This is a genomic window from Candidatus Enterococcus wittei (genome assembly GCF_002140175.1).
GTDB classification, from domain to species: domain Bacteria; phylum Bacillota; class Bacilli; order Lactobacillales; family Enterococcaceae; genus Enterococcus_B; species Enterococcus_B wittei.
Genome location: NZ_NGMO01000005.1, coordinates 230,527 through 243,989, shown reverse-complemented (window position 1 = coordinate 243,989; position 13,463 = coordinate 230,527). Strand labels below are relative to the sequence as shown.

Sequence of the window (13,463 nt, the reverse complement as noted above, 5' to 3'; positions counted from 1 at the left end):
TCCTATTCGCTTACTCAAGTTGTTTCCTTATTTCATTGATTTTGGTTTTTTTGAACGCTATTGTTTTGTAAACTTTTACACTCCTCCTTATTTTTTATAATTTTCATATATCGTTATTTAATAGTTCCCTTCCCTTTTAAATCTTAACATCGTTATTATAAAAATCCAAACGATATGAACCTTTCGTTAAAGGGATATGATTATAGCTATTAATCTAAATATATCCCAATTTATCAAATAAATAAAATAACTTATTTTATATATATTTACAGATGATAAAGATGAACTCATCGTCTATTCGAACAGATATAGAGTGTTTTTATTAGAGACTCCATTGATTTCTATGATTCTCGGTTTTTCATTTTGTTTGACGAAAAGATGCAAAGTTAAAAAAGGAGTTTTGAAGTATTTTTTTCGAAAAGCAGAAAAATGTTTATTTATAGCTGAATTCAACTCCTATTCAACATATAGAATGCAATAACATAACAAGTAAAAGAATGTTTATTGTTCATTGTATGAAAGGATTTGCTTGACCATATATATACAATAAGCGAAAAAAACCTTTCTAATCTTAGTTTCATTCATTGTTCATCTATTAGAGCGACTAAAATTTCTAAAGAAGGAAATAACTGGCGAAACAATACGGAGAAATTCGCATATACTTTATTTAGAATTAAATAAAAATAAATAGTAAAAAGGAGATTATCACATTATGGATGCAAAATTACTAGAACAAGTTTTCAAGTTGGTTTCACAGTTTACACTTATCGGTGGAGGGCTATGGTTGATTTGGGGAACCATTATTTTAGCTGGTGCTTTGAAGGATAAAAATGGACCTCAGTTGCAACAAGGCATTTGGCAGATTGTTGGTGGTGGATTGATTTTAGTCGCAGCAGGATGGTTTGGATCGTCATTTGATGTAAGTAGCTTAATGCCATGAGTAGGGTAATACATATAAGAATACATAGAAGGTGGCAAGTCGGAGGATAAATTATGGAAAGTGCAATTATGAGTATTTTCAATCAGATCATGACGTATCTGAATGGACAAGATCTACAAAACTTATTAGGGCAGAACCTCCAGGAAGCCATATATGACGCATATGATTTAGTGGGAAAACTACAAGTACATGTAGTTGGCCCACTTGCTTTATCCATCTTAGCAATTTTCGTCCTTTTAGAATTCCAAAAAATTTCTATGAAGGTTGAGGGGGCTGGCGGAGCTCCAATGTTGGGGTTTGAGATGATCATTAAAGCTTTTATCAAATTTGTCATTTGTTATATCGTTATTTTGCGAATCCAAGACATATTGAATGGCATCGTAATAATTAGTAGTCATTTAGCAACTAGGGTTATGGAACTAGGAAGCAAAGAGATAATTGAGAATTTACAATCAGTAGTTGAAAAAGCAGTTAGCGATCTCAGCTGGTGGGAACAATTAGTTGTTTTATTGATTATGTGTATCATGTTCCTGGTGGCACTTGTTGTACGAGTGATTATTCAAGTAACTATTTATTTACGTTTCTTGGAACTGTATATTTTCTGCGCCATGGCACCGATCCCGATGGGGGCTTTACCGAGCCAAGAATTTTCCGCTATGAGCAAAGGCTTTTTCAAGAACTTTGCAGCAATTGGCTTACAAGGTACGTTTATCGCCCTCGTACTTGTCATTTATCCAACGATATTCAAAAAAATCTTAGATGAAGTGGGTTGGGATATGTGGGGGCTTATTTTAGGAATGACCGTTTATATGTTAGCATTGTTGCTTTCTATTACTAAAACAAAAGGATGGGCAAAATCATTGTTGTCTGCATCGTAAGGAGGAATTATGGCAGTTGAAGTAAAAGTACCAAAAGATATCAAGGAGTACAAAGAAAAAATCATTGCAGGTATGAACTTAAAGCAGTTACTTTGTTTATCGATTGCTGCAAGTGTCAACATCGTGATTAGTCTGATCTTTATCGGTTGGCTAAAAATCCCAATGGTAATCACCAGTTGGTTAATGATTATCACATCAATTCCGATTGTGTCTTTTGGCTGGTTTAAGCGACACGGATTGACGTTTGAAGTCTATCTAAAGCATTTCTTCAAATACCATTTCTCACCTGGGGTACGAACGAAAAAAACAAAACATAAAAATGAAATTGAAGATCTAGGTGGACAAGAAGAATGATGAAGTTAAAGCAATTAAAGTTACTAAAAAAGTCAAAGAATGATGAAATGTTTCATAGTGATTCAAAAAATAAAGAGAAAAAAAAGAAAGAATCTACCGATGAATTTCGAGAAACTTTCCACTTTCAGGAAATCCATCCTAGTGGCGTTTGTCAAATTGATGAATTTACGTATTCATTGACGATGGAACTAAAGGATATCAACTATCAACTATCCTCTGAAGATAGTCAAATTGAAGTTTTCGCACAATATTGTGATTTTTTGAACTCACTAAGTAGTAAAACAAAACTACAGCTAACTGTATATAAAAAGAAAAGACCGCTTGCCGATTTGCAATCGGTTCTTTATTACAAAGAAAAAAATGATTTTCTAGATCCGTATAGAGCCGAGATGAATGATGTCATCTCTCGAAAACTAGATGAGGAAAAAAATGGGTATAAAAAGATGATCCTCTTCACGTTTATCCAAAAACATCCCAAACTAGAAATCGCAGAAAAAGAACTGGAGATGGTTGCCGATCGGTTCGAATTATTTGCGAATCGATTGAATACTTTGACGAAAAGAATTAGTAAGGCACAGATGTTAACGATTTTGTCAGAAATTTTATTAACTGAAACTAACCAACAAAAAATGACAGTGGAAGAAGTTCTTCCAGAGATCATTGAAGTAAAGGAAAATAAAAACTATCTCAAAGTGGATGAGCACTATAAAAAAACAGTTTACATAAAAGATTATCCTTCCGAGTTAGCTGATACCTTTATCTTTGAAATGTTGGAAATTCCAAGAGAACTTACCATTTCTTTACATATTGAACCTTTGGAGCAAGATGAAGCATTTGATTTAGTAAAAACTAAGTTGGCATTTATGGAACAACAAAAAGTCGATGAACAAAAGAAAGCCCTACAAAACGGCTATGATTTCGAGATGCTTTCCTATGATTTAACTTATTCGTTGAATGAAGCGAAAAGCCTTGTTGATGATCTTCAAAATAAAGGGCAAAAATTATATGCACTCACAGGGTCTATTCATTTTCACGCAGAAACGACTAGTGAATTAGCTGAAATCCATGATGAAGTCAATTCTGTTGGACGACGTTTTGGTTTCGGGATTATTGACTTAGAATTTATGCAGGAAAACGGATTAAATGCGACACTGCCTTTGGGGATCAACAGCATTCCCTTGGAACGAACGCTTTCAACAGCTAGTACAGCGATTTTTATTCCTTTTACAATCTCTGATCTGATTCAGGAAAATGGAAAATATTATGGAGTCAATGCTATTTCTAAAAATATTCTGTCATTAGACCGAAAATTGTTAAAAGCGCCCAATGGTTTTGTTTTAGGAACACCTGGTTCAGGGAAAAGTTTCTCTGTCAAACGTGAAATCGTCAATGTTTTATTACGAGATGCAGAAGATGAAGTAATCATCATTGACCCAGAGCGAGAGTATTCTGTCATTGGTCAAAATTTTAATGGAGAGATTATCAAGATATCCAGTGATTCACCCACAACGATCAATCCTATGGACATCAATGAGAACTATGGAGATGATACCGACCCAGTCGTCTTAAAATCAGAATTTTTGATTTCTTTGTTTGATTTGATCATCGGTGGAGCGCTAGGCTTGACTTCTACACAAAAAACATTGATTGACCGTGTGTGTCGTAGAACCTATGAAACATTAAATGATCGGACACCGACGTTTATTGACTTTTATAATATTTTAAAAGAACAAGAAGAAGAAGAAGCCAAACAGTTAGTAATGGATCTGGAAATCTATATCGAGGGAAGTTTATCGGTCTTTTCAGCTGCCACCAATGTGGATATTACGAAACGCCTAGTCATCTATGATATTAAGGATTTAGGGAAACAGTTGAAAACGATGGGAATGTTGATTGTGTTAGATCAAGTATGGAATCGGATCACGACGAATAGAGAGCGTGGAGTACGTACTTGGTTATACATTGATGAGATGCAGCTTTTATTTACAAATGAATACTCTGAAAATTATTTCTTCGAACTATGGAGTCGTGCTAGAAAATGGGGAGCTATCCCAACAGGAATCACACAGAACGTAGAAACATTACTTCTTTCTGATTTAGCTCGTCGAATGCTCTCAAATAGTGATTTTATCATGATGCTCAATCAAGCAAAATCAGACCGGACACAATTAGTTCATTTGTTTGATATTTCAGAGGAACAAGAAAAATTTGTCGTAAATTCACCTGAAGGGTATGGTCTGATGGTATTTGGGGATACGACATTGCCATTTTACGATCATTTCCCTAAAGATACGAAACTCTACAAAATGATGTCAACGAAACCTGGAGAGGCTTAAAAACAACGGTGAAGAGGAAGGAAAGAAAAAGTGCCTGATGCAAAAATCTTAAGCAAAGATAGAGCCAGTGGAAATGTCTCTACAACCACTACAAAAAGTAAAAAGATGGTGTTGCAAAGAGAAAAGAGTCAGTCAGCTAAAGTTAGTAAAAAAAGTGTGAGGTATTTGCAAGCTCTACTGCGTAAAGGAAAGATGGCATCGCCTATCCGAACACGTTCTCAGCAGCATCGAAAGATTCTCAACGACCAACGAAAAAAATCAAAACAAGAGAGGCAAACGTTATCTTCAAGAGCTTCTTCTCAGAAATCGATCCAACAAAATCGCAACAGAAGGAGTATGAGAGATAATTTAAGAAAGAATCGACAACAGAGTACTCGACACTCAGCGACAAATATGAACCAGTCGAGTACTCAAAGAAGCAACAATTATCATCGATCTGTTAAACAAATAACGTCTGGGACGAATAAATCGAATACCCAAATGATCATCCAGCAAAAGCAACGCAGAGAAATGATTCGGGAACAAAAGAAAAAAGATCGGGATAGTATACGCTATACGCATAAAGGGTATGAATATAAAAAAGCTCCATCTCAAAAACTGACAAAGCAAGGTTCAGCAAGTGATCGACAAACGACTGGTGTTCAAAATAAAAAAAATAAACATCAGTCGATGCAAGTTTCAGGAACCAAGAGACGAGAACGAGAAAAGCAAAAGCATACGCGCCAAGCAGGTAAGAAGAAGTCTTATGGTGTTAAAAATATGCGTCAAAAGGTCCAAGATTCCTTGAAAAAGGAGATTAAACCAAAAAATCAGTTTAAAAACTATTTTAAGGAAATGATTATTGATAAGATTGGAACAGATAGTGATGGAAACCTTAACTTTATTGGGTTTATTTTAGCTGTCATTTTACTTGTACCGATGTTGATTACTTTCTTGATTGTGATTGTCATTATGGCGATAGTAGCAACGATTGTTGCGATTTTTATTACAGTTTGGATGTTTATTGCTAGTCTCTTTGTTATAAAAACAGAAGCTATGGCAATGACGGAAGCTTATATGTATATTACATGGTTGGATACGCATAAAAACAAAGACGTTTATGACCGTTATCAGCAATTAGTGGCAGATAAAACTAACGAGATCGTATACTTTGAAGTAAATGGTATTCAGTCAGATCCTGAAAAATTTATGTTTGCATCAAATGGTGATAACTATCTGTATTATTTGAATGCAAAATATGAAGATTATGATATTACAAATACAGCTATTGCAACCTATCGTAAAAGAATTGCAGATAAAACAGGAGTATGGATTCCATGGTCGATGCGTAATTCAACGTATGCTGTATTTCAAGATGCACCACATCCTACGACTTCTGAACCAATCAAGGTCTATAAAGTAAAAGATGAAATCCACGCGGTCCACGATATGATTTACAATTACAGGACAAAAATTGAAAAAGACAAAGAAATTGAAACAGTTACGGTAACTGTGGATAAGGAAACTGGGGAAGAAAAAACAGAGATTAAAACAGAGAAGAAAACAGTAGCAACCGTTGAAGTAAATGTCAAGACAATCGGTGAAATGTTTGATACAAAACCTGAAGTGGATGTTTATTCCTTGAATAAACACTACGGAAGTGTCCTTGCTTTCGATGATGAAGAAGTGGATAAATACTATCCAATTATGGAACTCGAACGATTTGAGGACAAAATATTTATGAGAAATCCGTTTGGTAAAAAAAACTATGCTACTGTGGTTGATAATTTTGGTTATCGTAGACGTGATGAGTCAGTTGAGCATTACCAAATCGCATTAGAGGCAGAGCCGGGAACACCAGTTTATGCTACTACTACAGAAGAAGTGGATGATATCGATTATGAGTACAGGGCAGGACATACGGATGGTTCAGTCCCAACAACAACAGCTATTGAAACAGATACTGGTGATTACTACGCTTATTATGTCAATGTTGATCCGGTCGTCCGACCAGGTACAGACCTGAAAGAAGGAGATCTGATTGGTTATACCAAAGATCAGTTTGATGGTAATTTATTGCTTGCGATGAAAGAATACCGCTTCTGGCATAAAGATCCGAATGTTTATCCAGCAATTTATATTGATAAGTTAGTCTTTGCCAATGATACCAATCTGGCTTATTTACGCAATGGTGGTGGATTGCGGGGAGAATTGATCAATCCACCTGAAAAAGTGATGCAATGGCGAGAGAAAGTAGTAGAAGAAACCAAAAAGCAAGATATTTCTAGCTATACAAATGCAGTTTTATCAATGATTTGGGTGGAATCTGGTGGCGATCAAGAACTGACAAAAGATATCATGAATGTTAAAAATGCTGTGGATAAACCCATTACGGTAACAACACCAGAGCAATCAATTGAACTAGGTGTTGCACAATTTGCTGATTTATTGAAGAAAGCGGAAAAAAATACGATCAGTCCTTTAGCGGCTGTTCAAGCTTATAATTATGGGGAAGCTTACTTGGATGACTTGATCAAACGAAATGCTCCTCATACATTTGAAAACAGCAAATATTATGCTCAAGAAAAAAGCAACTCCCAAACCGTACCTTTTAATCATTCTGTAGCACTGACTTTGGGCTATACGTGGCGCTATAATTTTGGAAACATGTTCTATGCGCCAATGGTCACGCGCAATATTTCTGGAGATACTGGTAAATTAGCTGAGATTGCTATCAAAGAGTTAGGAAATGCCAATGGAGAAAAATATTGGCGTTGGGCAGGTTTTGAGAATCGTATGGAATGGTCAGCCGTGTTTGTTTCTTGGGTCGCTAATGAGGCAGGCTACCTAGATCAAGGAAGAGTATTACAAACGCCAAGTGTTTTAAATATGTTTAACTGGTTCAAAGAAGAAGAAAAATTTAAAGGGCCAGAGGAAGAGTACACCCCTCAATCTGGTGATATTGTCTTTTTTGATTGGGCAGGTGGAAAAACTGGAAAAGACCATGTCGGCATCGTAGAATACGCTGATGGAAATATCGTTCAAGTCATTGAAGGGAACTCGAATAATCTTGTAAGAAGAAAGACTTATTCACTCACAAGTAATGTTATTTCTGGGTACGGAATTCCTTAAGTTTTAAATGTTTTGAAGTAGTTAATACAAAAAAATAAGTTTCATTTTATTGGTTAGAAAGGTGTAACTATGATTAAGAATTTTTTAGAGACAAAAAGTGGCAGAAAAATCGCCGCAGGATTAGGAATTTTTCTTGTTGCTGTTTTTGGTCTAATTGTTTACGCGGTTTTAACAACGGACAACGGGACGGATGCAACGGAAAAAAATGAAAAACAGCCGCAAGTAGAGGAGGTGAAAGGTCACTACAGCGCAACTATCTATAGTGGTACTTGGTATTCTAACCGTTCAGATGATTTAAAGATTGAATTAAATAAAGATGGAACCTATCGAGCATCAACTGATTGGTTTGGTCCAGGTAAATACTATCTAATAGAAGGTGGTAAATTGGTACTTGAAAATAAGAAAGAAGAGACCAAAGAATTCAGCCTTCAAACGAGACGAGGAAGTACTATTTTTTATCTGAAAGAAGGGAAGGAGGAAATTTATTTATATCCAACGGAGGAAATCAGAGATAAGTTGGAAGCAGAGTTAACCGAACAAGTTGAAGCTGCGGAAAAAGCAGTGACTCAAAAGTGGATGGATATCTTACAACAAGGTACTTGGAAAGATGAAAATGATAAACGCACGTTTACATTATCATTTAGGGAAGATGAATATACGCAAAAGAAAATCGAAAATGACAAAAAGGATGAGGAAAGAAAGTTTACCTATCGAATTATTTCCGTTTCTACGGAGCAAGACGGTGCTTCGTTTGTTGTGAGTCGAATCGATGAATCAGATGTCCAACAAGAGATTACTTTTAGAATTGTCGAAGAAGGCTCAAAATATAAATTGATTGGGACCGCAGGTAGTTTTGTATGGAATACATATTTTGAAAAGAACTATGAAGAGGTCGAATTGACACAAGATGGAACGACACGTTCAGATACAACAAAAACACGAGAGACAACTGATGAAGAAGGCAATAAAGTTACTATAACAGAGAAAGAGGTGAACTGATAATGATGCAACCGGATAAAGACCCAGAAGTATCCCATCTTGAGAGGATATTCATGTGGTTAGCAACTAACGCTCCTGTTTTTGCATGGAAAGCTACTGTATGGACTGGAGATAAAGTAATTGATCTCGGCAAAACAGTTGGGAAAAAAATAACTGGGAATCAAAAGGAAGAACAAGAACAAAGTAAGGATAAAGACAGAGAAAAAGACAAAGAAAAAGACAAAGAAAAAAAGAAAGATATAAAAAGAGAAAAAGATAAAAATAAAGACATAGAGAGAGACAAAAACAAAGATAAAATAAAAGAAAAAAACGAAGAAAAAAGCAAAACCAAAGATAAAAATAAAGAAAAAAACAAAATCAAAAATAAAGATAAAAATAAAGAAAAAAACAAAATCAAAAACAAAAATCAGACAAATAGTTTAAAAACGGCAATTACTAGAAACCCTGAGACTGGCGAGCAAGGGCATATGACCCCAACACAAAGGAGATCGTCTATTTCATCAAAAGTCTCACTAAATAGAAATGGACAAATGCCATTAAAAAGAAGTCTAAGTTTAGACAGAGGTATGTCAGCTGCTAAAAATATGAGTGGTCCTTCACCATTAAAAAGAAGTGCAAGTATGGATCTAGGATTACCTAAGCTCGATTTTTTAAAACAATCTGCTACTCTAAGAGCTAACATACTTAACAATGCAAGAGCAAGTGTGCCGAATCCTGTCAAAGATATAACCAATCCAGGATTTGTCAAATAGAATATTTGGGCGATTTTTATAAAACCCAAAAAAATAAGCTGAGGAATCCGAAATTAGTGTACCTATTTTCAAGATTCCACGGCTTATTTTTTTTATTCATTTATTGAAGTTTCGCTTTTACCAAGCTTATTGGACTAAAGAAAGCCTACGAGGATGGTCAATAATAGCCCTAATGCGTAGCTACTGTTAAATAAAATCATATTTTTGATTGAATAACTAAAGCTAACAGGTTGTGGTAAAGCTTCTTTGAATTTTTGTATATTCTGATAGATTTTTGGCAGTGATACCCAAGTGAATAAAATTGGCCATTGAAAGATACCGATGAATAAGCCAATCAAAATGATCAAATAACAAATATACATCAAAAGTTGAAATAAAATGATACCAGCAGGACGTCCAATATAAAAAACAAGTGTATACCGATGATTTTCGATATCACGATCTAAATCTCTTAGATTATTTGCTAACATAATATTCGCAATTGTAAATACCAAGGGTAAAGCAGCCAGTATAACGGATGCTAAAGCCCAGATATTCCCACTAAAATTAAACATACCAGTGGCTAATGAAAGCTGTAAATCAAAAAGTTCTCCTTGTTGTGTATTGATATAAATGACCATCGTAAAAATACCTAATCCCATCGTTACACCACTGAAAATCTCTCCTAAAGGCATGCGAGACAACGGTATTGGGCCAAATGTATAAAAAATGCCAATAAAGCAACAGGCCATGCCCATCAGTAATAAAAGCCATCCGGTATTTAAGGTCAGGATCACCCCTATAATAAAAACGAAGAATATCATGCCGAGGATCATATTTCGAACAAGTATCGGTGAGATTCCTGTACGTCCGATGACATTTTCTTCATATTTATAGACAGCTGAGTGAGCCTTTTTATAATCCATATAATTATTGATGGCAGTCGTGGCCAAATCAAAAATGATCATCCCAATAAAAAACAATAATGTATTGAGCCATTGTATCTCGTGAAAAAAAGCGATAGAGAATAATACCCCTATCGCAAAAGGAAATACACTAGCTACTTTTGTTCGTAGTTCAACTACTTCTAAAAAGATTTTTAGCGTCATCTTATTTTCTCCTTATTTCAATTCCGAACGATCACCCATAGTGTATTTAGAGTCTTCTGAAAGTTTGAAGGTATCTTTAATTGGGTCGGTCACGTAGACTTTATCCTCCTTCGTTACAAAGATAGCTTCGGTACCGTCATTCAACTTATCTTCGATATACGCTAGTCCGTCTTTCACGCCCATTGCAAATATGGCTGTTGACAATCCATCGCCATCAATAGATTGGTCTGTGATGATCGTAACTCCTGCGATATCGTTATCAAAAGGATAACCAGTTTTAGGATTAAATAAATGATGGTATTTCACACCGTCAACTTCTAGATAGCGTTCATAGATCCCAGAAGTCACTAAGGTTTTATTACGCTCTTTAATTGAACCTAAGACAGAGCCGCGAGCAAGGTTTGGGTCTTGGATCCCAACAGTCCAGTCTTGATCTTCACCTTTTGGGCTATGTCCAAGTACGTAAACATTTCCTCCTAGGTCAACAATCGCAGTAGTTACTCCTTGTTCTTTTAGAACTTTGACGACTTCATCTGTAATGTAGCCTTTGGCAATCGCTCCAAGATCAATGATCATGCCTTTTTCTTGTAGATAAACGGTTTTTTCTTCATCATTTAATTCCACTTTATGGTAATCAACCAATTGAAGGGCTTTATCGATTTCTTCTTGTAATGGTTTACGGGCATCATCAAAGCCGATTCGCCATAATTGAGTGATTGGCCCAATCGCCATATCAAACCCACCATGTGAGTCTTCACTATACTCATAGGCTTTTTTTAGTAATGTATAAACGTCATCAGAAACTTTCACTGGTTTGATTCCAGCTTGCTGATTTATTTCATCAATTTCTGAACCAGATTGATTGATAGTAATCTTATCACCTAGTTCTTTCACACGATCGAAAGCAGGTTTTAATGCTTCTTCCTTGTCTTTATCGTATACTCTTATACGTACATAAGTACCCAATAAGAATTGCTCATCTGAATAAGGATCAGTAAGCAAGGAGGTCGTAGTATCTTTTGTATTTGCTTCTTCAGTGTTTGTACTTACACCACAACCAGCAAAGGTCAATATGCATAACAAACACATGATTGGAAGTAATCGTTTCTTTAACATGTATTTCCTCATTTCGTTTCTGTTTATTTAGAATCTACTATTATAGTTAAGCGTTATTTCACAAAATAGAAAAGCGCGTTCATGCTTTGTATTTTAATACACTTTCTCATTATTTCAACTAGTTTTTTAGATTTATAAAAAATTATATAGAAGAAAAGAGGGAAATCTTGGATTTTTTCTTAAGAAATAAGCCGAAGAATCCGAAAATAGATTTCCTATTTCTCGTGATCCTCCGACTTATTAAATGGAGTAAATAGCAAGACGTGATTCATCCCGTTTTAAAGATAGGGAAACGAATGATGTCATCAATTTATTATCATCATTATTTTGTTACGATATTATCTACTTCGATTGTTTCTGTATTGCCATTTTCAGCTGCATTCACAAGTTGTTGTGCGTACATGATGAAGGAGTGAGAGCTGTGTGTAGCACCTGTTACAACTTCTACATCCGCTGGTGAAGCATCGTCTTCGCTCATTACACGTACTAGCTCATCATTTAATTCTGGAATGTATGTTTTAGGCTCTGTTCCGCTCTTAGCTTTCATATTTTCATTGTATTGTGTATCATCTTGTTTTGATTTGCCATCAGCATCAATGTAATCAAAGTTAGATGCAGTGATTTTACCATCAGCAACAGTTAATTCAAATTGAACACGGTAACCATTTGAATAATTTTTTTCTTCTAATTTATATGTGCCGTCTTGTAAATCGCCACCATTGTTGATTTCAATCGTTTCTGTGTTTCCTGCTTGGGCTGCTTGGATCAATTGTTGTGCGTAGTTTTGGAAGCTTTCTGAAGAGTGAGTAGCACCTGTAACAACTTCCACATCCCCTGCATTTTGTACAGTTACGAATTGTTCATTTAATTCTGGAATGAATTTTTCTGGGCTTGTGCCAGATTTTGCTTCCATGTTTTTGTTATAGTCTGCATCTTCCGTTTTTGATTTGCCATCTTCATTGACATAGTCAAAGTTTGATTCAGTGATTTTGCCATCTTTTACGATCATTTCAAATACTGCACGGTAACCATTAGAGTAGTTCTTTTCCTCTAGTTTGTATGTGCCATCTTGCAGTTTTCCTCCAGCTACAACTTCTTTGGAAGATTCTGTTGTTTTGCTTTCCGCTGTAGAAGATTGTGCACTTGAAGCTTCAGAAGAAGAACTGTTTGCACTATCTTTGTTATCTGATCCACAAGCTCCTAACATTAATGTTGAGAATGCTAACACAGCAACTCCTGTAATAAAGCGATTTTTCTTCATTTATTAACCCCACCGTTTCTTTTTTATCCCACAAATAGTTTGTGATTCATTATACATTCTAATAGATTATAATGATAAGTCAATAATTTTTATGAAAAATAACTATAGTTATTTTTAAACGTTTTCTTTCTGGAATTTTCTTGGAAAAGGTACTTTTAATTTTGTAATAAAAAAAACATAAAAAGGTGTTAGACAAATGTATGGAATATCTATATAATGTATGAAGATTGTGTAATAATTATCAAACATAAAAAACGATTTCAATTGATGTAATTAATGATTTAATTATAGATAAAATAAGGAGCGATTATTCAATGGCAAAGCAAAATATTGTCGTTGTGGGTGCGGGATATGCTGGTGTTTCAGCAACGAAACATTTAGCAAAAAAACTTAAAAAGGAAGATGTTACGATCACATTGATCGATCGTCATTCTTATCACACAATGATGACAGAACTTCACGAAGTAGCTGGAGGGCGTGTCGAACCTGAAGCAATCCAGTATGATTTACAACGTTTATTTGCACGACAAAAAAACGTTGATTTAGTAACAGATACAGTGATCGGGATTGACAAAGATAAAAAGATCGTCCAAACAAAATTAGGCGCTTATCCTTTTGATCAACTAAT

General features: G+C 35.2%; 11 protein-coding genes. 8 read left to right on the top strand and 3 right to left on the bottom strand.

Going from position 1 to position 13,463, the window contains the following annotated elements; genetic code table 11:
- The first annotated feature begins 712 nt into the window (after positions 1-712).
- From A5844_RS13515 to A5844_RS14030, 7 genes are all read left to right on the top strand, one after another.
- Positions 713-940 (top strand): hypothetical protein, encoded by a 228-nt coding sequence (locus A5844_RS13515; protein ID WP_164498423.1) that lies wholly within the window; start codon positions 713-715, stop codon positions 938-940.
- Between the two features lie 53 nt (positions 941-993).
- A complete protein-coding gene (locus A5844_RS13510; RefSeq protein ID WP_086285684.1) occupies positions 994-1,818 on the top strand; it encodes a VirB6/TrbL-like conjugal transfer protein, CD1112 family in 825 nt (274 codons plus the stop codon).
- Between the two features lie 9 nt (positions 1,819-1,827).
- On the top strand, positions 1,828-2,172 hold the full coding sequence (locus A5844_RS13505) for a PrgI family protein (RefSeq protein ID WP_086285683.1): 345 nt from the start codon (positions 1,828-1,830) through the stop codon (positions 2,170-2,172).
- A complete protein-coding gene (locus A5844_RS13500) occupies positions 2,169-4,508 on the top strand; it encodes a VirB4-like conjugal transfer ATPase, CD1110 family (protein WP_086285682.1) in 2,340 nt (779 codons plus the stop codon). The genes A5844_RS13505 and A5844_RS13500 overlap by 4 nt, the downstream gene beginning before the upstream one ends.
- 30 nt (positions 4,509-4,538) lie before the next feature.
- A complete protein-coding gene (locus tag A5844_RS13495; protein ID WP_256924562.1) occupies positions 4,539-7,619 on the top strand; it encodes a lysozyme family protein in 3,081 nt (1,026 codons plus the stop codon).
- A gap of 69 nt (positions 7,620-7,688) precedes the next feature.
- Positions 7,689-8,618, top strand: coding sequence for a hypothetical protein (locus A5844_RS13490; RefSeq protein WP_086285681.1), 930 nt, complete (start codon positions 7,689-7,691; stop codon positions 8,616-8,618).
- Positions 8,619-8,620: 2 nt separating this feature from the next.
- The gene (locus A5844_RS14030; RefSeq protein WP_136382519.1) at positions 8,621-9,370 is read left to right on the top strand and encodes a hypothetical protein; all 750 of its coding nucleotides are present in this window, start codon (positions 8,621-8,623) and stop codon (positions 9,368-9,370) included.
- A 134-nt stretch (positions 9,371-9,504) separates the two neighbouring features.
- On the opposite strand, the gene menA is transcribed toward A5844_RS14030, so the two are convergent.
- From menA to pplA, 3 genes are all read right to left on the bottom strand, one after another.
- On the bottom strand, positions 9,505-10,458 hold the full coding sequence (menA, locus tag A5844_RS13480) for a 1,4-dihydroxy-2-naphthoate polyprenyltransferase (protein ID WP_086285680.1): 954 nt from the start codon (positions 10,456-10,458) through the stop codon (positions 9,505-9,507).
- 12 nt (positions 10,459-10,470) lie between these two features.
- On the bottom strand, positions 10,471-11,574 hold the full coding sequence (locus A5844_RS13475) for an FAD:protein FMN transferase (RefSeq protein WP_086285679.1): 1,104 nt from the start codon (positions 11,572-11,574) through the stop codon (positions 10,471-10,473).
- A 322-nt stretch (positions 11,575-11,896) separates the two neighbouring features.
- Positions 11,897-12,835 carry an extracellular electron transfer flavoprotein PplA gene (gene pplA / locus A5844_RS13470; RefSeq protein ID WP_086285678.1) on the bottom strand — a complete coding sequence of 313 codons (939 nt, stop codon included), beginning with the start codon at positions 12,833-12,835 and terminating at the stop codon, positions 11,897-11,899.
- A 314-nt stretch (positions 12,836-13,149) separates the two neighbouring features.
- On the opposite strand from pplA, the gene A5844_RS13465 reads away from it, so the two are divergent.
- Positions 13,150-13,463: FAD-dependent oxidoreductase (locus A5844_RS13465; RefSeq protein WP_179190607.1), on the top strand; the 314-nt coding region annotated here is incomplete at its 3' end.